Below are 23,623 nucleotides of genomic sequence, written 5' to 3' on the forward strand. Positions count from 1 at the left end.
GCAAATGATTTCCAACCTGAATCGATTGTCCATGGCGGTCGGCGTGGTCATCGCGACCCTGGCCGGGCAGGTGGTTGCCGCGTCGCCGGCCCCCTCGGAAAACGCCACGATCAACCTGATCCGATTGCTGGTACAGGAAGGCGTCCTGAAGAAAGAGAAGGCCGACGGCCTGATCGCCCAGGCAGAGAAAGAAGCCTTGCAGGCCCGTCAGGCGTCTAGTGGCAGCACGGTGGTCACCAACCCAGGGGCCGCGCCCGGAGAGGTCCGTGTGCAATATGTGCCGAATATCGTTCGTGAGCAGATTCGCGATCAGGTCAAGGCTGAAGTCATGGCCACGGCCAAAAAGGAAAACTGGGCGCAACCCAACACATTCCCGGACTGGGTATCGCGGATCAGCTTTGACGGCGACATTCGCTTGCGCAACGAGTCGCGCTTTTATGCCGGCGGCAACGAGACGACCAGCTTCGTCAACCCGGGCGCCAACAGCAATGAAATCATCGATTTTGCCGAGCTCAATAATAACGGGCCTTATGACGTCAACCCCAATACCGGCACCAGCCTTCCGCCTTTGCTCAATACCCGCGAAGACCGTGAGAACCTGTTCCGGATACGCGCGCGGCTGGGCATGAAAGCGCTCATTTCGCCAGAGTGGACGGCGGGCATAAGGATCGGAACCGGCTCGGACAACAATCCGGTGTCCACCACCCAGACCCTGGGCGGCGGGTTCGCGAAAAAGGATATCTGGCTCGACCAGGGCTATCTGACCTGGAACCTTTCCGATCGGCTGACCCTGACCGGTGGGCGGATTGCCAATCCGTTCCTTTCCACCGACATGCTGTACTCCAACGACCTGAACTTCGACGGCGTAGCGGCGCTGTTCAATCAGAAGATGGGTAAGGATTGGGGCCTGTTCGGCACGCTCGGGGTGTTTCCCATTGAATACACCGACGATACGTCCACCAGCAACGGTTTCGATAAACACGAGAGTGAGAACAAGTGGCTCTACGGCGCTCAGTTGGGAGCCAACTGGCAGATCAACCCGAACAACCGCCTCAAGGGTGCGCTGGCCTACTACCACTTCGAGGATATCGAAGGCAAGCGCTCCAGCCCTTGTGCGCCATGGGCGGGTGATCCGGGCTGTGACACCGATGGCTCGCGCTCATCGTTCATGCAGAAGGGCAACACCGTGTTCCTGCTGCGCGATATCACTATCGACCCGGCAAACCCGACCACCACGCCACAGCCGCAATTTGTCGGTCTGGCCTCGGAATTCAACCTGCTCGATCTCAATCTGGTCTGGGACAGTGAACTGCCTGAAGACCTGAAGCTGCGCAGCCAGTTCAACTACGTCTACAACCTGGGTTACGACGAAGGCGAAATGAACAAGCGCTCCGAAGGCCAGATCGTCAACAACCTGAAGGCGGACGGCAGCGTCGAAAGTGGTGCCAACGCCATGATGCTTCAGTTCACCCTGGGTAACTCGCTGGATCTGAACAAGCAGGGCGACTGGAGTGTTTTTGCCGGCTACAAGTACATCCAGCCTGATGCCTTGCCGGACGGTTTCAACGACTCGTCATTTCACCTCGGCGGCACCAACGCCAAGGGCTACTTCCTGGGCGGCAACTACGGGCTGGCGAGAAACGTACTGCTCACTGGCCGCTGGCTGAACTCGGAGGCCGTGTATGGCGCGCCATACGACATCGATGTCATGCAGCTTGAAATCAATACGCGCTTCTAAGGCGCTGGGAGAACCGTCATGAACCCGCGAATCCGGACGTGTTGGCCAGGCGTGTTACTGGTATTGGGCACGTTTATCACCAGTGGAGCTTTGGCCGAAGGCATGGAAGAACGGTTGCGTGCTCAATTGCGCAGCACCACTCAACAGTTGCAGGCCTTGCAAAGCGAACAGGCCCGGGCCAGCGCAGCCACACTGGCGGCGGAAAATCAGGCGAAGGCCGCACAGGCGCAGATCAAACAATTGACGGCCGAGCTGGCCAAGGCCAAGGGCATTGCCGAACAGTTGGCCAGCCAGCATGACAATCTGCAAAGCCAGGCGCAGGCTCAGATGGCGGCCAGCAACCAGCAGATCGGCAAGTTCAAGCAGGCTTATGACGAACTCCTGGTCATGGCCCGAGGGAAAGAAGTCGAGCGGGCGAAGTTACAGGAGCAACTGGCCGAGCGTGATACGCAGGTGCAGCAATGCTCGACCAGAAATCAGGAAATGTACGGCATCGCCAAAGGCATTCTCGAAGCCTACGAAAAGATTGACGTGGCCGAAGTGATGAAAATTCGCCAGCCGTTCGCGGGCAGCGCCCGGGTCAGGTTCGAGGAACTGGCCCAGAGTTTTGGCGATGACCTCTACAAGACACGCTTCGACGCCCCTCAGGCTGCGATCTCACAATGACCGACAAGGAAGAACAGAGCATGACTCAAGCACAATTGATCGACCACGTTTCCCCTCAAAGCCTCACCGAACTGCTGCAAGGTGCTGGATACCGGGTCAATCGCAGCGAGCAGAACAACATTGTGCAACTGCTCAGCGCCAGCCAGGGCATCGGTTATGCGGTGCGCTTCGGCAACCCGGCCACCGAGGCTGGCCACTATGTCGACTTCACCTTCAGCTGTGCATTGAGGGTGCAGGGAGAGTTGCCTGCCGGGCTTGCACAACTGTGGAATGCTTCAAGGCGCTTTGCCCGGCTATCGGTACAGGGTGAGTTTCTGGTGATGGAGATGGATGTCGTGGTGGCGGCCGGCGTCAGTGCCGATCACCTGAGCAGCCATCTTGAGCTGTGGGATCGCCTGCTGCAGGAGTTTATCGTTTACCTGCGTGAATACAGCCAGCAGGCCGCCCGATTGCAGGACGCCACTGTGGGTGAAGAATCATCCGAGTCTCGCGAAGAGGTACAAGCCCTGTGAAAAAGCGTACGTTAGTGGCCAGTGCCGGAGCGGTGTTGCTGTTGGCAGGAGCCGTTTCTCTCGCCTTGCGTCCGGGCAGCGACCCGGTCGCCGCGCCACACGCGGCGACTTCGGCTGCGCCACTCGACAGCACTGCCAGCAGCGGAGCTCTGGCACGTCTGGGCACTCAGAGTGTGACCCCGGAAGAGCTCAAGGCCTTGCTAGCGACCTTGCCGGACGAGTCTCGGGAGCAATTGCGGGGGAACCGGGCCGCTCTGGAAAACTGGCTTCGAGCACGACTGGCGGAAAAGGCGGTGCTCCAGCAGGCGGATAATCAGGGCTGGCGACAACGCCCTGAGATCGAGCGACAAACCCGTGCCGCTACCGAGCAGATTGTCTTGCGTGATTATCTGCGCTCGGTCAGCCAGGTTCCGGCAGGCTATCCCAGCGACGCCGAGCTGCAACAAGCTTACGATGCCGGCAAGTCGAACTGGATGACGCCCCCTCTGTTCCGTGTCAGCCAGGTATTCCTGGCCGTTTCCGGCGCTCAGGAGCTTGACTCAGTGCGCAAGCGGGCGGCCGAGCTCAGCAAAAAGGCTCAGGCGGCCCCGGCCGATTTTGCGACATTGGCAACCCAGTACTCAGCGGACCCCGAGAGCGCACGACGCAATGCCGACTCAGGCTTGCAACCGCTGCAACAACTGTTGCCCGAGGTTCGTGGCGTGGTGTCACGACTCAAGGTGGGAACAGTCAGCGAACCCGTACAAAGCGCCTCGGGTTTCCATGTCATCAAACTTGTGGAGCAGCGTCCGGCACGGGTTGCGACGCTGGAAGAGTTACGTGATCAACTGACACAGGCGTTACGTACTCAACGCCAGGAGCAGATTGCCAAAGCGTATCTGGAAGGCATGCTCAATACCGCGACCTTGACGATCGATGGCCCCATGCTCAACCGGTTACTGGAAGAAAAACGCTAGAGCTCACCCTGAACCCGCTCCGCGCCTGACTGCGTGGAGCAGTGGAACATACATTGATGCAAGGAATGCTCAAACCAACAGAATCGACAGGGAGTCACTCATGTCTTTTTCAGAGACTGCCCCGGAGCCGGGCAATGATCGTTCTGTGTCGGTAACGACTGAATCCGTACTGACACTGGCCACAACGATCGACCCCGGGATTGCCCATGCCTTTCTGGTGACGGCACGTTGTGGTTGTTTCATGCAGGCAGCTCGCAGCCTGAATCTCAAATCGCACATCTTGCGCAAACACCTGGCCCAGCTTGAAGGGCAGTTGAGATTTCCGCTGTTCAGGTATCAGGGCAACGCCTTGACGCTGAGCAGGGAAGGACAGAGCCTTCAGGCACAATTGATTTCCATGAGCCATGAAAGAATATTGCCCGTGGCACAACAACCACTGGTTCGTCTGGCGGTGGCCGAATCGATCCTGCATGACATTCTGCAGCGCGAACTGATTACGCTGCTGCGACGTAATGCCAGGATACGCCTGGAAATTATTGTCCTGGACAGCGTGCAGGCCATGCAGTCGGTCAGTGCCGATGTGGCACTGTGGTTGTCGGAGCCCGACTCGGCCATGGCCGCGCCCTGTTTCGTGACAACCCCTCCCGTTCGCCTGGCATGCCTTGAATACCTGCCGCACATTGCCAAGCGTTACTCACGCGTGGCTGCACGTCCGGACAGCCTGGAAGACCTGACGGATTACATGCTTGCCCAGCGACCGCAGGAGAGGGACCTGCAAAGCCTGCGCCCCTGGCATGCCTTTGTCGAACAGCGGCTTTTCGGGGTAGTACGCGTGCCTGCTTACGACCTGATGCTGGAAACCATCCGTTGCAGTGCCTGCATTGGGCTGTTTCCTGCCTACATGACCCGTTTCGACCGGGGGCTGGTCGCATTGCCGGGCCTGTTCAGTGACAGCATGCGTCTTGAAGTCTGGATGGCAACCAGCGCGCATGCGGCCCATAGCGAACCGGTACAACTGATCGCAGACCTGATCCTCACTGCGTTTCGTGATCGTGGCGACTGGTTCTAGCCTGAAAGAGAGAGGTCGACTCCTGGACCAGCGCTGCGGTTGCGACCCGGCTAAGCGCTGAACGCGCCCAGTTCACGGTGAGAAGCATGCAGAACATCACTGTCCTGAAAGACCGCCAGCAGATGCTCCAGCGTCACCTGAACACGTGGCGCCAGAAGCGCCCTGTGCGGGTACTGCATGACCATTTCATAGGTGCCTGGCAGGTGCTCTTTCAGGAGGATGACCTTGAGCTTGCCCTGGCGTAGCGCTGCGAGCGCAAGGTGCACGCCCACCCGTGCAATTCCCAGCCCGTTGCACGCGGCATCAACCAGTGATTCTGGCGCAGACAGCGTAAGAGAGGCTGTCGCCGCGGGATCATAGGTGGTGATGCTGCCATCCCTGGACTTGAAGCTCCACGGCGTGACTCCGCCCCCGAGAAAGCGCCTCGCAATAAGTCGATGTTTCATCAACTCTTCGGGGCTGTTCGGAGTGCCGAACGCCTCCAGATAGGCGGGGGAGGCAATGAGCACCGCATTCATTTTGAAGATAGGGCGTGTCACCAGAGCCGAGTCCGGGATTGTCCCGCCCCGGATTGCAATATCGTAACCATCGCGAACGATATCGATGACGCGATCATCGAAATCGACCTCGACGGCAAGATCGGGGTAACGCGCCATCAACGCGGGGAGGGCGGGCAGCAGGTGCTCTCTGCCGAACGATGCACTAGTCGATATCCTGACGCGGCCGCTCACTGACGCTCGTTTGGCCGCCACGGTATCCACCGCAGCATCCAGTGCTTCAAGCGCAATTCGTGCCTGGCGAAGAAAGACATCGCCTTCCTCGGTCAATGTAAGGGAACGTGTCGTCCGATTCATCAACCGGACGCCCAGCGTCGCTTCCAGGCCTGCCACGTTCTTGCTTATTGCCGCGGATGTTACGCCCAGAACACGGCCGGCAGCAGCAAAACTGCCGAAGTCGACGGCGTGCACAAAAGAAATGATTGCCCGGACGCGTTGTGAAGAGTCCATTCCTGACCGCCTGATGAAGAGGGCTTCGATTGAAGCCAGACAGCGCCGATTATAAAAAGCCAGTTAAGGATCATTCAATCCGGTTCCAACTTTTGGTCATTAATGCGCCGGAAGATACAGATGAGTACGACCGGTCATTCTGATACACGAATGAGGTATTTGCCGAATGCTGCCAGTCGATGATTCTCAACTTTCAGTCATGAGTGGTTCAACCTGTCCGCAACTTTTGGGCTGGGACTGGGTGGGTGAGAATGCGCAGGCACTACTTACTTCAACCAAAGGCGCAGAATCCGAATGCTCATCACCATTATTTACGATAGCGGCTACGGCCACACCGCAAAGCAGGCTCAAGCCGTCGCGGAGGGCGTCCAGCGTGTGGCAGGCGCCAAGGCTGAGTTAGTAGCCGTCGCGGATGGCGATACTCCCTGGGACAAACTGGCTGCCAGCGACGCCATCATCTTTGGTTCACCCACCTACAACGGAACCATCAGTGCCCGGCTCAAGCAATTGATGGAAGATTCCACACGTCCCGCCTGGCTACCTCAGACATGGCGCAACAAGATTGCTGCCGGCTTCACGAATTCCGGCGCCATGCATGGCGATAAATTGAACTCGCTGGTCACCATGGCACTGTTTGCCGCCCAACACGGAATGATCTGGGTAGGCCTGGACATCTTTCCCGGCAGGACAGCAGAAGAAAAGAACCGCGTCGGCGGCTGGCTTGGAGCCATGGCTCAATCGAATGATGAGTCACCTGAGCTCTCGCCGATCAAGAGCGATCTGGAGACCGCGGCCTGCCTGGGGCAGCGTGTTGCCGAAGTGGCAGGACAGTTCAAGGCGGGGGCCCAGGCATGAAATTCCTGTGCCTCGATATTCCGCTACCGGGTTCCAGCCCGGAACAGTACCAGCCTCATCTTCTTGAAGAAGTGCGTCACGGCTGGCAACTCTACAAGTCTGGCTTTGTGAGGGACATTTACTTCCGGCAGAACCGTACCGGCGTCGCCATCATTGCGGAAAGCGAGTCGATAGCTGACGCCCGACAAGCCCTGGCCGAGTTTCCTCTTGCCAGGTTTGGCCTTATCGACTGGGAAATCATTCCGCTAGGCCCGTTTCTGGGCTGGGAGTCGCTTTTTGCTTCCAGTGAGTCTTGAGCGCTTCTGTACCGCTTTATCGTTAAAGACGCCGGCCCTATTGGAGGGCCAGCGTCTTTAACGGCATTTCATTCAGAATACTCGCTCAATCCTGAGTGACAGTGGCCGCCAGTCGCCTGAATTCCAGAATAGCGTTCTCATGCACAGCCCCCCATTCACGCATCGCACTGATCAAGGGCACAAGCGTGCTACCCAGCTCAGTAAGGGAATACTCAACCTTGGGCGGGACCTCGCGATAGATCTCACGGTGGATCACCCGATCGGTCTCAAGTTCTCTCAACTGTAGTGTCAGCATGCGTTGCGTCACTTCAGGTATGAGGCGTCTCAGCTCGTTGAATCGTTTGGTGCCAGACATCAGGTGGAACAGGATGAGCGATTTCCACTTGCCGCCTATGACATCAACGGTAAAGGTCACCGGACAGGCGAACGCCTCGATCTCACCGTGGGGAATACCCAGTTTCACCGAAACCTCCTAAGTATAATAATTGTGCCTACTGCACAAAAGTGTGCGTACTTACGTAAATCGAATGCTCAAGTTAGCATGATTCCACCTCAACACATATGGAATCCGCTTCATGAGCTTGCTGCTGTCTCCTTACGAAATCAAAGGCCTGAAACTGAGAAACCGTGTCGTCATGTCTCCAATGTGCATGCATATGGCTGCCGAAGACGGCTTCGTCACGGACTGGCATCGAGTTCACTATGGCGCACGTGCCCAGGGACAGACCGGTCTGATTTTCCCCGAAACACTGGCCGTTCACGCAGAAGGCCGAATTGCTCCTGGCGACCTTGGTATCTGGAGTGATGATCACATTGCAGGCCTGAAGGGACTCACTGATCTGCTTCACAGCTTTGGTGCCAAAGCGGGGGCTCAAATTGGTCACGGTGGCCGCAACGCCGATCTTCCAGGCATTACACGTATCGCACCATCGGCCATCCCGTTCACCGAAAGCAGCCCAGTCCCACGAGCGCTGAAAGCCTCGGAAATTCCAGGTTTGGTGAAGCTCTATGGTGATGCTGCACGACGTGCAAGCGAGGCAGGCTTTGATGTACTGGAAATCCATACCGCGCATGGCTACCTGCTCAATGAGTTTCTCTCGCCCCTGGCCAACACCCGTGAGGATGAATATGGAGGAGACGCCGAACGCCGCTATCGTTTTTTGCGCGAGATCATCGACGAGGTCAAAGTGCATTGGGGGGAGCGACCACTGTTCGTCCGTATCTCCAGCACGGATTACACCGAAGGCGGCAACACCCCAAAGTCATTCCTGGAATATGGGCGGTGGATGAAAGAGCAGGGCGTTGACCTCATCGACTGCAGCTCGGGTGGCATCAAGATGATCAAAGTCCAGACCTATCCGGGCTATCAGGTACCGGCTGCCGAGCTGCTGCGCAAAGAGCTTAATATCGCCACCGGGGCAGTAGGCCTGATTCAGAGTGGGCGTCAGGCGGAGGAAATACTGCAGAACGGTCGAGCCGACCTGATATTCGTGGGGCGGCAGATGCTACGTGATCCGTTCTGGGTGCGCAGTGCAGCCGATGATCTGAAGGAAGCCATTGAGATTCCGGTTCCGTACACGCGGTATGGATCGGTATGGCTGGATACCAGAGCCTGACGGCTGCCGGGCCCACCAGGCTATAGATGGCGTTCAGTTCTTTGCCACGTGTTTCACGGTGCAAAAAACTGGCGTCGGGCGGAGCGCTCGGTGTTCCCGAAACTGTCTCGCCACCAATCGTCTGTACGCAGAGGTTTGACAGGAGGATCGCCGGGCCGACGCCATTGCAACGACTCCCGGAATGCATGGTGACTCCATAGCCGCATGAACTCCCCCAGGTAAATATCGGCAACACGCTTGTCACCGCGCACCACGACCATGTTTTCGTCGTTTTTCAGGATGGAGGCGGCACTGAAATTGGCGGAGCCTGCGATAACGATAGGGTCGTTACCAAGCGGATCGATCAGCATGAACTTGTCATGCACATAACGGACGTTGGCATTGAGTCCTGACAGACGCTCCTTGACCCAGCCGTCGATGCTGTTGGTCCGGATGAAATTACCGATTGCAAACACGTTCTGAGGCATATTGCGTAGCTTCTGAATACTTTCTTCTTCGGTCTTTTTCTCAGGACTCTCTTTCATGGGGCGCGTTTTCTGCTCCATCAGCGCCAGACGAAAAGGCGCATTTGACGTCTGGTAAACCTTCTTGAAAATATCATTCATCCCGAATGCAAAGGTCATCATCAAGCCTTGCCTGGCCTTCATGGCATACCCGGCATAAAGATCAAGAGACTCCAGGGTCGTGCGAGGGCTGAAGATGGCTGTTGTACCTTTGCCTGGCAAAGAAGAGTCGGGCAGGGGAGTGATTGATTCTACTGCCTGGGTCAATGGGGCATGCTCAGGATCGTTCTTGAGGACAGACCAATACTCCAGGTATTTCGACGCAACTTCCGGGATCTTGATCAGGTGTGCTGCATTGGAATGACCAAAGATTCCACCTTTGGAAAAATTAGTCCCACCCGTCCAGACTGAAACGGGCTTTCCATCGTGCAATCGCACAATGAACTTATTGTGTGAAATGACGCTTTTGGGGCGGGTACGCTCAACACTGAAAGGCGTGAGCCCGGCCGCCATGACGGCATTCCGGTTTGTCTGCCCTGGCACCCCGTCACTGTTTTCCCGACCGTCATAGATGATCTGAATATCGACACCACGATCAATCGCCCGCTTCAGGGTGTCGAGAAAAGGGGAAAACGTGAACTCGTAGGCTGCAATCCGAAAGCTGTCATGATCAGGATCTGCGCTTTCTATGAAGTGAGTCATGGCCTCATAAAGGCCCCTCGACAGCCAGACAAAGGCCGGATTCTCAAGATACCCCTTTCCCGGCGCGACCTTTTCGGGCGCGCGATCACCGAATCGTCGTGCATATTCCTGCGAAGCCGCTACACCACGATTGAAATAGATCGCGTGCTCACCCGTTTCGGGATTCTCGGAAGTGATGTTGAACACGACTTCGGCATAAGTCGTGAGCACCTGCGGAGTGCCTTTGCGCGCCAGGACTCTGTAGGTGTAACGATGATCGGGTTGAACACTGTAGTCAGCCCACTGAAAACTCTGGATCGGGTGTTGCTCCGAACTGTATTCCGAACCGGCGGGGAAGCCCGGGTCCGTCTCGGCAAAAGCCTTCATGCCGTTCAGGAACATCGCCTTGCCACTGGTGTGGTCAGTTCGGTGAATGGAAAACCCCAGAAAGCCATCACACTCGGACTCAGGCAGATCCATCCCCAGCGATATCACGTAGGTGCCTGCTATGGCTTGAACCTTCAATCCACCGGATTGCTTGATGATGCGCATTTTTCTGAGTTTCCTGTGTGGAGTCAACCAACGCATTCTGCGTTGCCTCTATCTGTCCTCATCGCTGATGTTCGTCGAGTAGGGCTTGCGGGGCATCCGCAAGCCCTACCTCTGGCATCGCCCTCCCAAAGCAAGGTTCATAACACGCTCTAAGTTCTCAGACATCGTCCTCGATGATCAGGACCACATCGTAGGTGTCGTCGCCGACACCCGAAAGTGCGTTGGTCATCTGGGTGACCTTGATGCCACCGCCCCTGGCGGTTACGGTGACGCTCTGGTCCGAGGTAAGGCTATTGTAGATGGATGCCACATCAGTTACAGACTCATTGATAGATAATCCTTGGGCATTGTCTGCAGTGCGATGGACCTCGTAGGCGGTATACAGATTTGAGAAGGTGGCCGCACCATCCACAGCGCGCCCCTCACCTACATACTGAATAAAATTCAGAAGACAACCGAGCCCCTCCATGACCTTGTTGTCATTGGTCAGCTGGAATGCTGCGATATGCATCACCGGCTGATCGGGAATGATCCCGCCGCTCCCGTTTTCGTCGTAGTAGGTGATGCGGTTCACGCTGGGGATGATGTTGGTTGTCCCTTCAGGCTTGCCCAAAATGTCCGGGAGTTGGCTCTGGTCTACGTTGTCATCGTACGCATTGAAGATCCGGAGTGTGAGGACTGATGAAAGATTCACCACTGCGAAGCGGATGATGTAGGTCGTGATGAGAAAAAAATTGATCACATAAAAGATCAGGAACAGCACAATGCCGACGATCAGGCCTGTACAGGCGCAACCGATGATATCGGTCACAGTTAGTCCTGCAGCTTCGGTCATCTCCGTGTCGATACTGACATCCAGCGATATGTCGGGAATCTGTTCATTCAATTCCTCCAGCGTCTCGTTCTGAATACTCTGGTCCGCCGACTCAATCTCACTCACATCCCAGTCCGGCAAATCGTCGGATCCGATCTGCGACACACGCTTGAGCATGTTCTTCATGTAGCCGACCACAAGACTGGTCAAGGCTACTGAGGTCAGCAATTCCGCGCCATTAACCACGTAAAACCCGACACCGTGGGCCATGCTGGTGTTGAGATCAGTGTTGAAAGTGTTGACGAAGACATACTTCGAGATCGCACCGTCTGGCAGCTGGGACTTGAGAGAATCCGGCACATCGCGCGCGATCATCAAAAACTTCGTCGCACCACCGGAAACCTCATATCCTGGATTACCTTCGCTGTCATGAACCGGAATCCATTGATTCTCGTCTGCCATGGCCTCATTGAGCTGAGCCATTGACTTGCCGCCATTCATGATCAGGTCCAGGAGTGGCGTTACCTGATTCTGGCCACCAAGAATGTCGTAGACCAAGCTTGCAACCGTGCTGCTTTGGGCGCTGTTAGCGGGGTCCTGCATCAGATAGCCGCTTGGCACGCCGAAATACTTGAGACTGACCGAATTGTCGCTGCCTTGCATATCGCATCTCCTGGTTTGGCGTCATTAATGGCGCGCCTGAAAATATAGTTTGGGTTCTACCCATTTCCACGGACGGTTTGAAAAGGGCTGAAAACTTCAGATCTTGCCGCGCGACTCTACGACGCATTCTTGGGTTATGGAACCGCTCGATGCAGTCGAATAAATCCGCCCGTGCTTCATCACGGGTTCTATACGACCGATGGGCACACGCTCGCGCTTGAGCTGACGAAGAAACCTTCGCAGGCTGCGTTATCGCCACAATACCTGACGGCACTCATGCTGCAGAACTGGTGAATTGGCTGCCGCGATCGGAATGTAGAATCACTGACCACTTGCTGTACAGATCGTGTATCGGATAACAGACCAGGGCAGGTACTGCTTCAACAGCCGCAGGTACTGGTCACGGGTGCGCGGATCAATCTGTGGAAGAGATGCTATTGCAACTGTGCCGATTCGGGCGACCAGATTATCGGTCTGGCGACGGCTTTGGAGCCAGAGGGCGTAACCGTCCAGTAGAACCAGAATCGCCTCGAAGTGGCAAGCCAAGATGACGTAATCAATATGAACATCTCGACTTTGGGCATAGGTGTAGAAAGCCTGAATCGCACGCAGGTGCGCTGCGACGGTGTTGTATGCGCGATGCTTGAGTCTGAGCTGGACGTAGATAAATGGGACCAGCTGGGGCAAGGGCGCTGCTGGACCATCCTGCACAAGCAGTGGCACGCGCTAATTCGCGGACTGAACTGACGATCTTGCTCGGCAGTATTCCCTGTGTGGCGCCATCGAATACACTCTGAACACTCGCCCGGCCACCTGGACGGGGCTCCTCCAGCAAGGAAAGACGATGATCACGAAGATCAAGGTGAAAGGGTACAGAATCCATCGGGACTTTGAGCTGGAACCGAACCCAAGGATCAATCTACTTGTCGGTGGAAACGACGCGGGTAAATCCTCGTTGATGGAGGCTATCGCCCTAGCGATGACGGGGCGCATTGGGGGAAGGCCTGCCTCAGAAGAGCTCAATCCTTACTGGTTTAACACAGCGGTAGTCTCGGAGTTTTTGGACGATCTCCTGATTGGGGAGGCGGCTTGGCCCACAATTGAGATTGAGCTGTTTCTGGAAAATCGACCTGACCTCCAAGCTTTGTGCGGGGTGCATAACAGCGCAATTCCTGCACAGGCTTGCCCAGGCGTGGTGCTCCGCGTCGTACCCAACCCTGAGTACGATGCAGAGCTTCAAGCATGGACGGAAAACCCATCGATGCTGCTCCCTGTGGAGTATTACAAGATCGAGTGGCGCCATTTCGGGGATTCAGAGCTCACCCGGCGTCCACGAGATCTGTCCATTGCGATCATCGACTCACGCACGATCAGGACGTTCGGTGGCGTCGACTACCACCTTAGGCAAATATTGAATGACCACTTGGAGCCCTCCGAGAAAGCCTTGATCTCCTTGGAGTACAGGCAGGCAAAGTCAGCTATGTCAGATGGAGCCCTCGCTGCAGTTAACGAGCGTTTGGGACAGCTGGAAGCCTCACTGCACCGGCAACCTCTCAAAGTGGCCATGGATCAGACGTCCAGGACATCTTGGGAGTCGGCTGTCACTCCGCACATGGACAATGTGCCTTTTTCGATGGCGGGCCAAGGCCAGCAAGCCTCTATCAAAATCTCCCTGGCAATGGGCCGGCATGCCGACCGCACTAGGGTGGTGATGATCGAGGAGCCGGAGAATCACCTATCCCACACCAGCATGGTCACGCTTCTGAATCGCATTGAGCGGCTCGCAGGGGAAGAACAGCAGCTGTTCATCAGCACCCACAGCACTTACGTGCTCAATAGGCTAGGGCTAGATTCGCTCAAGTTGATCAATCGGGATGCTGTCACAACGATCACAGGGCTTAGCCCCGAGACCGTGGGGTATTACAAGAAGCTTCCAGGCTACGATACGCTTCGCATGGCGCTCGCTGACAAGCTGGTTCTCGTCGAGGGGCCGTCCGACGAGATCATTTTTGAAAGAATCTTTCATGATCTTTATCACGCGACACCGATGGCATGCGGCATTGATGTGCTCAGCATGCGCAGCCTCTCCCTGGCCCGATGCCTTGAGCTCTGTTCTCGACTCGGCAAACGGGTTGCAGTTCTGAGAGACAACGACGGGCAGGATCCCGCGGCACTTCGAGACGCCGTCGAGGAATGGCTTGATGGCGAGTATAGAGAGCTCTTCATCGGCGAGGTGGATGACGGGCACACATTGGAACCTCAACTGATCCGTCACAATGGAGAGGCCGCACTGCGGGACATTCTGGCCATTCGTGCTGACGCTCGCCTCGAAGTCTGGATGACCAGAGAGAAAACAGAGGCAGCCATTCGAATCGCTGAAAGTGGACAACGCATCGTTGCGCCCGCGTACATGGCAGCCGCGGCAGCTTTCATCCATGGCTAACCATCTCACTCTTGCCGTCGCAGGCTCTCGCAAGACTCAAGGTTTGGTCGAGCATTGTGCTGCTTTGGCACCTACTCGTCGCGTGCTCGTCGTGACCTTCACCCAGCGGAATCAGCATGAGCTTTCAGAACGCCTAGCTAAAGCTGTTGGCCTGCAGACCAATGTGGAAGTGATGGGATGGTACACGCTGCTCATAAGGCATTTTGCTAGGCCCTTCCTACCATTTGTCTTCCCGGGTCGCCGAGTACAAGGGTTCGACTACGAAGGGATCCCCAATCGTTTTGCAACGGGCGAGGAGCGTTTTTTCAACACAGGTGGCGCGCTGTATGCCGCTGAACTCGGGAAACTCGCCAACCTCTTGGTGGAACAAAGCCACGGAGCACTGCTGTACAGGTTGGAAAGTCTGTATGACGAAATTCTTGTGGATGAGGTTCAGGATCTCAGTGGTTGGGACTGGGAACTACTAGAAAAGCTGTTCGCGTCTCGCATCGACATCCGTATGGTTGGTGACATTCGGCAATCAGTGCTTTCGACCAGCCCCCGAAGCCGGAAGAACCGACAATATGCTTACGCTCAGGCTCTTGCTTGGTTCCTTGCCAAACAGAGACGAGGCGAGATTGAGATCGAATTTTGAAACACAACTTGGCGCTGCTCGCCAGGTATCGCGAGGTTCTCAGATACCATCTTCAACCCCGCATGGGGCTTCCCGGAGACGCAGTCGCTCAACGAGGTTACGACTGATCACGACGGTGTATTCCTGCTCGCCCAGCGCAACGTTCTTGCCTATGTCGAGAGATTCCGCCCGCAGTGTCTGCGCGTGAACGTCAGGTCAGGCACTCGGTTCGACCTGGATTACATCAACTTCAAGGTTGCCAAAGGCGCAACCTACGAGCGTGTGTTGATCATCGCAACCGGCCCTATCGCAACGTTCTTGCAGCGAGGCACGCCGCTTGCCCCTGGGCCTGCGGCGACATTCTACGTGGCGGTTACCCGGGCACAGCAAAGCGTAGCGATTGTGGTGGATCGTCCAGGGCAATCCCTCATTCCATACTGGGAACCATAAGGCAATAGGGGCAGCCAAGGGGAGGGAGTGGTGGTCGCGAGAAGTGACTATGAAACCATACCTCAACCTTGTCGACCACCTGTCCGCTTGCGTGCCACCTGGTAGCCAGAGCGTTGAAGGTCGAAGCAGGCGGAGTAGAGTAAATGGCATTCCAATCTGTGATGACAGAGGAGGGCCTGCAATGACACACAACCTTGATCTTCACTTTTTCACCAGCGAGCAGCTCAAGGTTCACGACCTTGATATCGCAACCAAGGTGCACCAAGCCACGGTCGCAAGCGTCATGCGCCGGGTAAAGCACATGAACTCTGGGCAGATACTCAACGCCTCAAGAGAAAATGGCAGGGTGATGCTCTGGCCGCAGGAAAAAATCGAAATAGTGCTTAAACATATTGGTGAGTTGTAGTGGTCAACTAATCCCGGACACGACATGTTGAACTGGTGCGGTTGAATCCAGTTGTAGCGATGCATCAAGTAATGACTGATGTCTCGGTGCGCTTCTTGAACCGTCATGTAGCCACAACTCGACGCGCGTAGAGATCCAGAACGACAGCCAGGTAATGCCATTTCCCTTGAGCCCAGATGTAGGTGATATCGCCACACCAGAATTCAAGATGTTCGGAATATCCGGCCGCTCGACCGTCGCTTGTTTGTAGGCATGTGATCCAGGTTGCTTGTTGAACCGCCCGATTTGCTCGCCATCTTCCTGCATCATCGACACGATGCTGCGGCTACCGACAGCGCTTCGACTTTCTCAGCGTTTGGAGTTCGACGTCTGAGACGGTGGGCTAAGCCCATCGCAAGGTGAGATGCTTGGGTCCGGCGAAGCGCTGCTCAAAGATCCAAAGATCGCAATCGGGGAAGGCATTATCATTAAGACATTATTTAACATAATGTACATTATGCGTAACAATGTATTTCATGATAACCTACGCCAGCCGCTACCAAACCCCATTCAAGGATGACCCATGAAACGCACCCTGGTGTTCATACTCGCCTGTATCAGCTCATCTGCTGAGTCGGCCAGCCCGGTCACGTCAATCACGAAACCTCTGAGCAAGCACATGCATACACTCAGCAATGCATTTGCATGCACAATCATGGCCGATACGGCGGGTATCAATAAAGCGCCTCAATGCCGCGACAACAATAAACCAGCGCCCACAGACACTCGTGAGTTCGATAAAGCCGCTGACAAGAAAACCCTGCGCGAATGCATGAAGCCCTACAATTTGATCGACGACGATGTCCGCAAATGCATGAAGGGATTTTGAATCAGAACCCGCCTGATGCTGACCAGACGGGTCATTAGTCAGGCAAACAACTCAAGCATCGTATCTTTCCAGTCATGCCCGTTGACGGACCAACTGGTGCTAATCGGTGGTGGGAATCCTGTGCGGCAGCAACCCTGTTTGCTCGCAAAATCATAAATGGCGTGTGGGGAGCCATTGATCAACAGCACGGCCTTCTGGTGATCCATAGACCAGCCGATTTTGATATTCACGGGCTTGCTGCGGTCGGTTACGTCGCTTACGTCATATATGTGCAATGCATCCTGAATCGGATTACCGGGCGCCTGGGTGTCCAGGGCGTAGAAATAACCGGTGCCTTCGTCGTCTTCAAACACTACGACAAAGTGGCCTTCCTGCGCCGGCGCTTCGAGCACCACCGCCTGGCCTATGTTCAGCTCACTTTCAGAAGCCAGATAAATTGGCATATGCATTGTTTCCTTATGAAGTCAGTTGAGAGACTGCGTTCATTATGTTGAGTACCCATCAGCGTCCTCTATGGGAGCGTTCGGGTGCATATGCAGGCTATTTCCGAATCACCCGCGATCATGAAATCGATATCCTTTTCATACTGACTCAAAGGCACGGGACTTGTTAGCATGCGCGCCCCAGTCATCTGGCGCGCCTTCATAGGCACGTGCCATAAAAGGACTTTCATTGAATACGTCTGCCCTGCCCCAACGCCCAGGTCCTGGCAAGATCACCTTGCTGGGTGTTCTGCAAATCCTGTCGTGGGGCGGTTCGTTCTATCTGCTCGGCGTCCTGGCAGATCCTATTGCGGCCGATACCGGCTGGCCTCATCAGTGGGTTCTGGGAGGTGCCTCGATCGGTCTTTTGGTTGCCAGCCTGCTATCGCCCTTGTGTGGTCGTTTGATTGCGCGAATCGGTGGCCGAAAGGTGCTTGCCGCCCATGGCCTGATACTCGCAGCCGGCCTGGGGCTCATGGCTGTTGCGCCGTCGCTGCCGGTGTTTCTATTGGCCTGGGTGATCCTCGGTGTGGCGATGGCGACAGGACTTTATGATGCGTTGTTCACGTCACTGGGCGCGACTTATGGGTTGCAGGCGAAGCCGATTATCGTTGGTATCACGCTGATTTCCGGGTTTTGTACGACCGTGATCTGGCCGGTGCTGGCCCTGATGGAGCACTGGATGGGATGGCGCATGACCTGCGCGGTGTTCGGCGTGACGGCGCTGGTTTTTCTTTACCCGCTCTATCGTTTTGCCCTGGACGAACATGTTCCTGCACCAGCTAAACATGCAACGGGAACCCGTGAGGGCGCGCCTCTTGCGCCGTCGATCTATTGGACCATGACAGCCTTGTTCGCCATTGCGGCGGCCTTGATGACCTGTATTTCCATCGTTCTGCTCACTGTATTGCAAGCACGTGGCCATAGCCTGTCGGTCGCCATTGGACTGGCGGCAATGATTGGACCGGCGCAGGTGCTGTGTCGGGTGATCGACCTGATGGTTAAACGCCAAGCGCCTATGTTTACGGCCCTGCTCTCCAGCGGCATGACCGCCGTCGGGCTACTGATCGTCGACTTCGCTCCCGATCTGGTCGCCTGGGGGCTGGTGTGTTACGGCGCGGGTAACGGCTTGCGGGCCATCGTCAAGAGCACTCTGCCTCTGGTCGTGGTGCGGCCAGCCGATTACGCCGTGGTATCGGGCCGCATGGCGCGACCCGCTCTACTCGCTCAGGCCATGGCCCCCATTGCCTGTGGTTACCTGATCTCGACATGGGGAAGCGAGGCCATGATCCATATGCTCACCGCCCTCGCATTGTTGGCTTTCGGCTTGTGCCTGTGGCTGGCGCGGCTGGTCAGTCGAAATCCTGTGGCAGCCTAAACAATGTCATCGACCACCCCGCCATCCACTCTCAACGCTGCGCCTGTCGTGGCCGAGGCCTGAGGCGAACAGACGTACACGATCATGTTAGCGACTTCTTCCACGGTGGCTGCGCGCTGGATGATCGAGCTGGGACGATGCTCCATCACGAAATCCTTCGTAACCGCTTCAAGCGACTTGCCGGTACGCGTCATTTCGCCTTTCATCATCTGAGCAACGCCATCGGACAGTGTCGGCCCGGGCAGAACGCTATTAACGGTTACGCCGCTTCCGGCCACTCGTTTGGCCAGACCGCGAGCCAGAGCCAGTTGAGCGGTCTTTGAAACGCCGTAATGAATCATGTCGGCCGGGATGTTGCGTGCGGACTCGGAGGAAATGAACACCACCCTCCCCCAGCCAGCCTCAACCATTGCCGGCAGCAAGGCACGACTGAGGCGAACGCCTGACATCACGTTGGTTTGCCAGTAGTCATCCCAGACGTCATCAGCGGTCTCGAAAAAATCCTCCGGCCCATAAGGCGGTGTCTGTCGACGCCCCCCCGGCGACTGCAAAAAAGTGTGGGTAACACGTTAATGACCGATCAGGCACGGATAAATGCCCATTTCGGAGAGATATATCTGCTCTTCAAACAGGCAGGCACACAACACTTATTCCAGGCAGCCCGAAGAAAAAGTTCACTCCACAAATGGCAACGAAAGATAATACTGCCCCAACTCGGTCAGCTTACCCTCGTCACCCAGCAAGCTTGAGAAATGCGGATCGTCGCTCATGCGACCGGTGAACCAGGCATATCGAAACACATCGGCGCGGCTCTCGCAGATGGCAACCATTTCGGCCATCTGTTGTTTCTGTTTTTCCAACGAGTCGATCTGAACGCCATCCTCCACTGAATGCCAGTTGGCGAATTCGGTTACCCAGAATGGCTTGCCGTACTTGGCCAGCCTGTCGAGCATGCCCGAGAGCCCGTAGTCGTACCAGTGGAAAGCCAGGTAATCGATTTGCGGGTCTCTGTTCTGGTTTTGTGCCCGATAGGCTGCATAGAAGGCGTCGAGCCAGGCGACCGGGTCGCCATAGCCGCTCAGGGTTCCCCAGTTCATGGCGGGGCCTGCCAGTTTTACATTCGTCTGGGCGGCAATCTGCTCCAGTCTCGGCCAGAACTGAGCCGCTGCCTCGGGTGTCATGTTCGCCTGATCGACAAGGTTCGGCTCATTGATGACCAGCAGGTAACGAATATCGGGGTGAGCGAGCAGATACAGCTTCAGCTGGCCGTCATCCATATTGGCATTCCAGACCATCGGGATGAAGTCCACCCCGTACAGGGAAGCGTAATCATAGGAAGCCAGTCGATCGTGCGGTTTCGGGCTCCAGTTGTACCACCAGCTTATTCCGGGAGCCAGGGCACTCAAGTCCGCAGGTGAGGCGATGTCATACGCAACACCCCGCTTTGCACTTTTTGTGGCAGACCATGCCGGTGTCGTGAATGTACACAATACCAGCACCCAAAGGACGACAACACAATGTGCTCTTGAGGCGATTTTCAAGTGCATGACCTGGTCCCGGAAAGTTTTCCTGACAAGAGAATCCCACAACTTTTACACATTACAACGCGTCATGAATCTGAATATTCAACCCATTAACAACCTTTCGACTGACACACCGACAGGCAATTAAAAAAACATAAATTCATGCCATTTAAATCCATGCATGGTCCAGCAATATTTCAACGCAAGAAGCATATCAGACCGCTAAACCTAATAACAATTAGGTTTAGCGATTGGCAACAAATCATCAAATTTCTGGTTTTTACGGCATTAAAAATACGAATAAATCATATTAATTAGCAATAAAGCACTAAAAAGCCACCTTGATCGTTCAAAAAACGTCCAAAAATGAAACGTAGCGAAAAGCCACCATTTCAGAAATGGCGCATGAAATATATTTTTCCCACGCTGAACTTTTGTCTGATTACCCAGACTTAACGTTCAGCTTAAACATCAGCCCGCTGTAACTTTGACAGCCGACTAAACACTCCTCTTCTTAATCGAGAATGAATCGATGAGCCGACTCATGCTGTCTGTTTTTAGTGCATTACTTCTTGGCGCAACCAGTGTCTGTGCCATTGCTGATGATGCCGGGACACCCTCTTCGCAACAGGACGTTCGTATCCAGGTCGAGAAACAAAGGGATCAGCTTTCCGGTGCCAGTCGCCTGAAAACGACGGTTGAACAGGAATCCTCCGCACTGCTGGAGGTGCCCATAGAAACAGAGGACGCCCCCGCTCAGGTGCAACAGCCATGAGCCTTCGCACACACGACGTCTTTATCTCCATCCCTCATCGTCAGTCAAAAAGGATGCCGTCCTTGTCAGCCTTCAAACACACCCTGGGCTTGAGTGTATTGGCCATCAGCGTTGCACAGGCCAGCGTTGTCATGGCGGCCACACCCATGACCGGCAACGAAGTGGAAGCCCGGGTCGGGGCCGTGCTGGATAACATGAGCCTCAGCGAAAAGATCAACTTCACCCGCGTGGATGACGGACGCATGATTCCTCGCCTGAGCAAATGGGGGATGGAGGGTACAGTCGCCTACGACTCGTCCATGGGCGTACACGTCAACAATGCGACATTTGGTGCCCAATACCCGGCCCAGTCGGCACTGGCTGCAACCTGGAGCATCAACCGCGCCAAGGAGTTCGGTCTGGCCATCGGCTATGAGACCCGGATCTCCGGAGGCCAGCAAATGCTGTCACCCGGCGTCAACCTGTACCGCACGCCTTATGCCGGGCGGACCGCCGAATATGTGAGCGGCGAAGACCCGTTCCTTGGCGCGGTGCTGGCCCCGGCCATTGCAAACGGTATCCAGGTGCAAGGGATACAGGCGGCGGGCAAGCACTATGTCGCGAACGAGCAGGAAGCCAACAGGCATTACGTCGATATCAAAGTCGACCAGCGCACCCTGCGCGAGCTGTATCTGCCGGGCTTCGAGTCCATGGTCAAGAATGCCAATATCGCGTCGATCATGTGTGGCTACAACAAGATCAATGGCGACTATGCCTGTGAAAACCATCATTTGATCACCGACGTACTGAAGGGCGAATGGGGTTTTCAGGGCTTTGTGATGAGCGACTTCAACTCGGTGCAGGATGCCTTCAAAGGGGCCTGGGCCGGAACCGATATCGACATGCCGTCCGGCCTGCAATTCACTGAAGCCAAGCTGTTGCCGTACCTGTGGAGCGGGCAACTGACTCAAAACGTTATCGATGACAAGGTCCGGCGCAACCTGCGAGGCCTGGTGAGCTACGGTTTCGATAAGCAATTGAACAAGGCCCAGACGCTGGATCATCCGGAATACGGCATGCGCGCGGCGTTGAACATGGCCCGCGAGTCGGTCGTTCTGCTGCGCAACGAAAAGACCACCAGCGGAACCCCGCTGCTCCCTCTGGCCCGGGACGCAAAGATCGCGGTGATCGGCGATCTGGCCTTGCAGCCCCCGGCTTCGCCGTTCGGCACCGCCAACTCGCCACCCAACAGCTACGTGACCGAGCTCAGTGGCTTGCAGCAACTGGCTTCCAGCAGCTTGAATGTCGAGTACCTGCCTGAAATGAGCCTCAACCCGAAAGCGTCCGTCTGGTATCAACCCTCCAGTGGCCAGAACAGCATCAGCAACAGCGGCGTGAAAGCGGAGTATTTCTCCAACACCGAGCTTGCTGGCTCCCCTGCCCTGACCCGCGTAGAACCGGGCGTGAACCTGAACTGGGTCACCAACACCAATACCACCGACACCGGCAGCACGACTGTTTCAGGCTTCAACCCCGCAGCCGGGGCGTTCTCGGCACGTTTCACGTCCACCATCAAACCGACCATTTCCGGTGAGCACGTCTTCAAGGTTCGTGCCGACGGTGCCTACAAGCTGTGGGTGAACGACGAACTGGTGCTGGAAAACGACGGCACACAACAGTCGTTCGACCTGGTCAATGCGCTGGTGACCTCGGGCAAGACTGCACGGCTGCAAGCTGGCAAGGAATACAGCGTCAAGCTGGAATACCGCCGCTTGCAGGGGAACTTCACGACATTCCTCGGCGGCCTGGCAGGTGTTCAGATGAGCTGGGCATCCCTGCGTCCACCGAAGGACCTGTCTCAATATGATGCCGTCGTGATCGCGGCCGGCACCAACTATGAATATGAAGGCGAGTCGATTGACCATGCCTACGAACTGCCCGAGTACCAGTCGGACCTGATCACCTACGCGACCAAGGCCAACCCCAATACCGTCGTGATCCTGCACAGCGGCGGCGGATTGGACATGCAGCCCTGGGCCAACAAGGTCGGGGCCAGCCTTCATGCCTGGTTCCCGGGCCAGCAAGGTGGTCAGGCCATTGCTGAAATTCTGTACGGCAAGGTCAACCCTTCGGGCAAGCTGCCTATCACCATCGACAAGAAGATCCAGGACAACCCCAGCTATGCGTCCTATTCAGATCCGAAGCTGTATCGCGGTGACAACGCACTGACTGAAATGACCTACAGCGAAGGCATTTACCTGGGCTACAGAGGCTACGACAAGAAGCATGCGAAGCCGCTGTATCCTTTCGGCTACGGGCTTTCCTACACCACCTTCGATTACAGCGACCTGAAACTGTCGACCAATGTCATGGCCCCCGGTAACACCATCGACGTGAAATTCACGGTCACCAACAGTGGCGACAAGGCCGGTTTCGAGGTTGCACAGCTCTACGTTCGTCCCGTGACGCCTGCGGTCGATCGCCCGGAAAAGGAACTCAAGGGGTTCACCAAGGTGTACTTGCAGCCAGGCGAGAGCAAGACGGTCAGCATCCCGATTGACTCGCGCTCGCTGGCCTACTACGTCGACGAGACCGCCAGCTGGGATGTGGATGCCGGCAAGTTCAAGATTCTGGTCGGGCCGGACTCGGAAAACCTGCCTCTCAACCGTACCTTGATCACATTGTTTCCCGAGCACCTGACCACCCGGGACAGCAACCCGCTGCCACTGCCATTGCGCAAGGCGGTACAGGTCAGCGCAACACAGGCGTTCTGACGCT

General features: G+C 56.0%; 23 protein-coding genes and 3 pseudogenes. 16 read left to right on the forward strand and 10 right to left on the reverse strand.

Going from position 1 to position 23,623, the window contains the following annotated elements; genetic code table 11:
* The first annotated feature begins 4 nt into the window (after positions 1 to 4).
* The 5 genes from ACIPY9_RS07510 (at position 5) to ACIPY9_RS07530 (ending at position 4,941) form a co-directional block, all read left to right on the forward strand.
* Positions 5 to 1,738, forward strand: coding sequence for a putative porin (locus tag ACIPY9_RS07510; protein ID WP_400698810.1), 1,734 nt, complete (start codon positions 5 to 7; stop codon positions 1,736 to 1,738).
* An 18-nt stretch (positions 1,739 to 1,756) separates the two neighbouring features.
* Positions 1,757 to 2,404 carry a DNA repair protein gene (locus ACIPY9_RS07515; RefSeq protein ID WP_400698812.1) on the forward strand — a complete coding sequence of 216 codons (648 nt, stop codon included), beginning with the start codon at positions 1,757 to 1,759 and terminating at the stop codon, positions 2,402 to 2,404.
* A gap of 20 nt (positions 2,405 to 2,424) precedes the next feature.
* Positions 2,425 to 2,916 (forward strand): YbjN domain-containing protein, encoded by a 492-nt coding sequence (locus tag ACIPY9_RS07520; protein ID WP_400698815.1) that lies wholly within the window; start codon positions 2,425 to 2,427, stop codon positions 2,914 to 2,916.
* Positions 2,913 to 3,872 (forward strand): peptidylprolyl isomerase, encoded by a 960-nt coding sequence (locus ACIPY9_RS07525; RefSeq protein ID WP_400698818.1) that lies wholly within the window; start codon positions 2,913 to 2,915, stop codon positions 3,870 to 3,872. The genes ACIPY9_RS07520 and ACIPY9_RS07525 overlap by 4 nt, the downstream gene beginning before the upstream one ends.
* A 100-nt stretch (positions 3,873 to 3,972) precedes the next feature.
* The gene (locus ACIPY9_RS07530) at positions 3,973 to 4,941 is read left to right on the forward strand and encodes a LysR family transcriptional regulator (protein ID WP_400698821.1); all 969 of its coding nucleotides are present in this window, start codon (positions 3,973 to 3,975) and stop codon (positions 4,939 to 4,941) included.
* Between the two features lie 50 nt (positions 4,942 to 4,991).
* On the opposite strand, the gene ACIPY9_RS07535 is transcribed toward ACIPY9_RS07530, so the two are convergent.
* Positions 4,992 to 5,948: a LysR family transcriptional regulator gene (locus ACIPY9_RS07535; RefSeq protein WP_400698824.1), complete on the reverse strand. Its 957-nt coding sequence runs from the start codon at positions 5,946 to 5,948 to the stop codon at positions 4,992 to 4,994.
* Positions 5,949 to 6,242: 294 nt separating this feature from the next.
* On the opposite strand from ACIPY9_RS07535, the gene ACIPY9_RS07540 reads away from it, so the two are divergent.
* Positions 6,243 to 6,803, forward strand: coding sequence for a flavodoxin family protein (locus ACIPY9_RS07540; RefSeq protein WP_400698826.1), 561 nt, complete (start codon positions 6,243 to 6,245; stop codon positions 6,801 to 6,803).
* Positions 6,800 to 7,099: a superoxide dismutase gene (locus ACIPY9_RS07545; protein ID WP_400698829.1), complete on the forward strand. Its 300-nt coding sequence runs from the start codon at positions 6,800 to 6,802 to the stop codon at positions 7,097 to 7,099. The genes ACIPY9_RS07540 and ACIPY9_RS07545 overlap by 4 nt, the downstream gene beginning before the upstream one ends.
* An 85-nt stretch (positions 7,100 to 7,184) precedes the next feature.
* On the opposite strand, the gene ACIPY9_RS07550 is transcribed toward ACIPY9_RS07545, so the two are convergent.
* Positions 7,185 to 7,562: a winged helix-turn-helix transcriptional regulator gene (locus ACIPY9_RS07550; RefSeq protein ID WP_400698831.1), complete on the reverse strand. Its 378-nt coding sequence runs from the start codon at positions 7,560 to 7,562 to the stop codon at positions 7,185 to 7,187.
* A 112-nt stretch (positions 7,563 to 7,674) separates the two neighbouring features.
* Here ACIPY9_RS07550 and namA point away from each other — a divergent pair, with 112 nt between their 5' ends.
* The gene (namA, locus tag ACIPY9_RS07555) at positions 7,675 to 8,715 is read left to right on the forward strand and encodes an NADPH dehydrogenase NamA (protein WP_400698834.1); all 1,041 of its coding nucleotides are present in this window, start codon (positions 7,675 to 7,677) and stop codon (positions 8,713 to 8,715) included.
* A 53-nt stretch (positions 8,716 to 8,768) separates the two neighbouring features.
* On the opposite strand, the gene ACIPY9_RS07560 is transcribed toward namA, so the two are convergent.
* The 4 genes and pseudogenes from ACIPY9_RS07560 to ACIPY9_RS07575 all read right to left on the reverse strand — a co-directional run bounded on the left by ACIPY9_RS07560 (position 8,769) and on the right by ACIPY9_RS07575 (position 12,615).
* Entirely contained in the window at positions 8,769 to 10,451 is a 1,683-nt protein-coding gene (locus ACIPY9_RS07560) for a phospholipase D-like domain-containing protein (RefSeq protein ID WP_400698837.1), read from the reverse strand.
* Between the two features lie 157 nt (positions 10,452 to 10,608).
* The gene (locus ACIPY9_RS07565; RefSeq protein ID WP_400698840.1) at positions 10,609 to 11,928 is read right to left on the reverse strand and encodes a hypothetical protein; all 1,320 of its coding nucleotides are present in this window, start codon (positions 11,926 to 11,928) and stop codon (positions 10,609 to 10,611) included.
* A 58-nt stretch (positions 11,929 to 11,986) separates the two neighbouring features.
* A pseudogene (locus tag ACIPY9_RS07570) lies at positions 11,987 to 12,253 on the reverse strand (IS3 family transposase); the annotation flags it as partial.
* Positions 12,250 to 12,615 carry a hypothetical protein gene (locus ACIPY9_RS07575; RefSeq protein WP_400698843.1) on the reverse strand — a complete coding sequence of 122 codons (366 nt, stop codon included), beginning with the start codon at positions 12,613 to 12,615 and terminating at the stop codon, positions 12,250 to 12,252. The gene ACIPY9_RS07575 and the pseudogene ACIPY9_RS07570, both read right to left, overlap by 4 nt.
* Positions 12,616 to 12,772: 157 nt before the next feature.
* Between ACIPY9_RS07575 and ACIPY9_RS07580 the strand changes: the two genes are divergently transcribed.
* From ACIPY9_RS07580 to ACIPY9_RS07595, 4 genes are all read left to right on the forward strand, one after another.
* Positions 12,773 to 14,371 (forward strand): ATP-dependent nuclease, encoded by a 1,599-nt coding sequence (locus ACIPY9_RS07580; RefSeq protein WP_400698845.1) that lies wholly within the window; start codon positions 12,773 to 12,775, stop codon positions 14,369 to 14,371.
* Positions 14,364 to 15,005 (forward strand): UvrD-helicase domain-containing protein, encoded by a 642-nt coding sequence (locus ACIPY9_RS07585; RefSeq protein WP_400698848.1) that lies wholly within the window; start codon positions 14,364 to 14,366, stop codon positions 15,003 to 15,005. The genes ACIPY9_RS07580 and ACIPY9_RS07585 overlap by 8 nt, the downstream gene beginning before the upstream one ends.
* A gap of 183 nt (positions 15,006 to 15,188) precedes the next feature.
* Entirely contained in the window at positions 15,189 to 15,434 is a 246-nt protein-coding gene (locus tag ACIPY9_RS07590) for a hypothetical protein (protein WP_400698851.1), read from the forward strand.
* A 181-nt stretch (positions 15,435 to 15,615) separates the two neighbouring features.
* Positions 15,616 to 15,840 (forward strand): hypothetical protein, encoded by a 225-nt coding sequence (locus tag ACIPY9_RS07595; RefSeq protein WP_400698853.1) that lies wholly within the window; start codon positions 15,616 to 15,618, stop codon positions 15,838 to 15,840.
* Between the two features lie 112 nt (positions 15,841 to 15,952).
* Here ACIPY9_RS07595 and ACIPY9_RS07600 read toward each other — a convergent pair.
* A pseudogene (locus ACIPY9_RS07600) lies at positions 15,953 to 16,188 on the reverse strand (IS3 family transposase); the annotation flags it as partial.
* A gap of 214 nt (positions 16,189 to 16,402) precedes the next feature.
* On the opposite strand from ACIPY9_RS07600, the gene ACIPY9_RS07605 reads away from it, so the two are divergent.
* A complete protein-coding gene (locus ACIPY9_RS07605) occupies positions 16,403 to 16,708 on the forward strand; it encodes a hypothetical protein (protein ID WP_400698856.1) in 306 nt (101 codons plus the stop codon).
* Between the two features lie 38 nt (positions 16,709 to 16,746).
* Here ACIPY9_RS07605 and ACIPY9_RS07610 read toward each other — a convergent pair whose 3' ends face one another.
* Entirely contained in the window at positions 16,747 to 17,151 is a 405-nt protein-coding gene (locus tag ACIPY9_RS07610) for a DUF2251 domain-containing protein (RefSeq protein ID WP_400698859.1), read from the reverse strand.
* Between the two features lie 229 nt (positions 17,152 to 17,380).
* Between ACIPY9_RS07610 and ACIPY9_RS07615 the strand changes: the two genes are divergently transcribed.
* Positions 17,381 to 18,568, forward strand: coding sequence for an MFS transporter (locus ACIPY9_RS07615; RefSeq protein ID WP_400698862.1), 1,188 nt, complete (start codon positions 17,381 to 17,383; stop codon positions 18,566 to 18,568).
* Here ACIPY9_RS07615 and ACIPY9_RS07620 read toward each other — a convergent pair.
* A pseudogene (locus ACIPY9_RS07620) lies at positions 18,565 to 19,083 on the reverse strand (SDR family NAD(P)-dependent oxidoreductase); the annotation flags it as partial. The gene ACIPY9_RS07615 and the pseudogene ACIPY9_RS07620 sit on opposite strands and share 4 nt — an antisense overlap.
* Before the next feature lie 159 nt (positions 19,084 to 19,242).
* Complete coding sequence (locus ACIPY9_RS07625; protein ID WP_400698865.1) at positions 19,243 to 20,115, reverse strand: glycoside hydrolase family protein; 873 nt, start codon at positions 20,113 to 20,115, stop codon at positions 19,243 to 19,245.
* Between the two features lie 520 nt (positions 20,116 to 20,635).
* Here ACIPY9_RS07625 and ACIPY9_RS07630 point away from each other — a divergent pair.
* Positions 20,636 to 20,866, forward strand: coding sequence for a hypothetical protein (locus tag ACIPY9_RS07630; protein WP_400698868.1), 231 nt, complete (start codon positions 20,636 to 20,638; stop codon positions 20,864 to 20,866).
* A 53-nt stretch (positions 20,867 to 20,919) separates the two neighbouring features.
* Positions 20,920 to 23,619, forward strand: a complete 2,700-nt coding sequence (locus ACIPY9_RS07635; protein WP_400699102.1) for a glycoside hydrolase family 3 C-terminal domain-containing protein — start codon at positions 20,920 to 20,922, stop codon at positions 23,617 to 23,619.
* Positions 23,620 to 23,623 lie beyond the last annotated feature (4 nt).

The organism is Pseudomonas sp. NPDC089734 (assembly GCF_044748865.1).
In the GTDB taxonomy this organism is placed as follows: domain Bacteria; phylum Pseudomonadota; class Gammaproteobacteria; order Pseudomonadales; family Pseudomonadaceae; genus Aquipseudomonas.

What these genes read in the sequence shown, in the direction of transcription:
- namA (WP_400698834.1), top strand. Translation starts at nt 7,675, where the DNA reads ATGAGCTTGCTGCTGTCTCCTTACGAAATCAAAGGCCTGAAACTGAGA.
- ACIPY9_RS07625 (WP_400698865.1), bottom strand. Translation starts at nt 20,115, where the DNA reads ATGCACTTGAAAATCGCCTCAAGAGCACATTGTGTTGTCGTCCTTTGG.
- ACIPY9_RS07595 (WP_400698853.1), top strand. Translation starts at nt 15,616, where the DNA reads ATGACACACAACCTTGATCTTCACTTTTTCACCAGCGAGCAGCTCAAG.
- ACIPY9_RS07530 (WP_400698821.1), top strand. Translation starts at nt 3,973, where the DNA reads ATGTCTTTTTCAGAGACTGCCCCGGAGCCGGGCAATGATCGTTCTGTG.
- ACIPY9_RS07510 (WP_400698810.1), top strand. Translation starts at nt 5, where the DNA reads ATGATTTCCAACCTGAATCGATTGTCCATGGCGGTCGGCGTGGTCATC.
- ACIPY9_RS07545 (WP_400698829.1), top strand. Translation starts at nt 6,800, where the DNA reads ATGAAATTCCTGTGCCTCGATATTCCGCTACCGGGTTCCAGCCCGGAA.
- ACIPY9_RS07635 (WP_400699102.1), top strand. Translation starts at nt 20,920, where the DNA reads ATGCCGTCCTTGTCAGCCTTCAAACACACCCTGGGCTTGAGTGTATTG.
- ACIPY9_RS07605 (WP_400698856.1), top strand. Translation starts at nt 16,403, where the DNA reads ATGAAACGCACCCTGGTGTTCATACTCGCCTGTATCAGCTCATCTGCT.
- ACIPY9_RS07585 (WP_400698848.1), top strand. Translation starts at nt 14,364, where the DNA reads ATGGCTAACCATCTCACTCTTGCCGTCGCAGGCTCTCGCAAGACTCAA.
- ACIPY9_RS07535 (WP_400698824.1), bottom strand. Translation starts at nt 5,948, where the DNA reads ATGGACTCTTCACAACGCGTCCGGGCAATCATTTCTTTTGTGCACGCC.
- ACIPY9_RS07560 (WP_400698837.1), bottom strand. Translation starts at nt 10,451, where the DNA reads ATGCGCATCATCAAGCAATCCGGTGGATTGAAGGTTCAAGCCATAGCA.
- ACIPY9_RS07580 (WP_400698845.1), top strand. Translation starts at nt 12,773, where the DNA reads ATGATCACGAAGATCAAGGTGAAAGGGTACAGAATCCATCGGGACTTT.
- ACIPY9_RS07520 (WP_400698815.1), top strand. Translation starts at nt 2,425, where the DNA reads ATGACTCAAGCACAATTGATCGACCACGTTTCCCCTCAAAGCCTCACC.
- ACIPY9_RS07515 (WP_400698812.1), top strand. Translation starts at nt 1,757, where the DNA reads ATGAACCCGCGAATCCGGACGTGTTGGCCAGGCGTGTTACTGGTATTG.
- ACIPY9_RS07610 (WP_400698859.1), bottom strand. Translation starts at nt 17,151, where the DNA reads ATGCCAATTTATCTGGCTTCTGAAAGTGAGCTGAACATAGGCCAGGCG.
- ACIPY9_RS07565 (WP_400698840.1), bottom strand. Translation starts at nt 11,928, where the DNA reads ATGCAAGGCAGCGACAATTCGGTCAGTCTCAAGTATTTCGGCGTGCCA.
- ACIPY9_RS07540 (WP_400698826.1), top strand. Translation starts at nt 6,243, where the DNA reads ATGCTCATCACCATTATTTACGATAGCGGCTACGGCCACACCGCAAAG.
- ACIPY9_RS07630 (WP_400698868.1), top strand. Translation starts at nt 20,636, where the DNA reads ATGCTGTCTGTTTTTAGTGCATTACTTCTTGGCGCAACCAGTGTCTGT.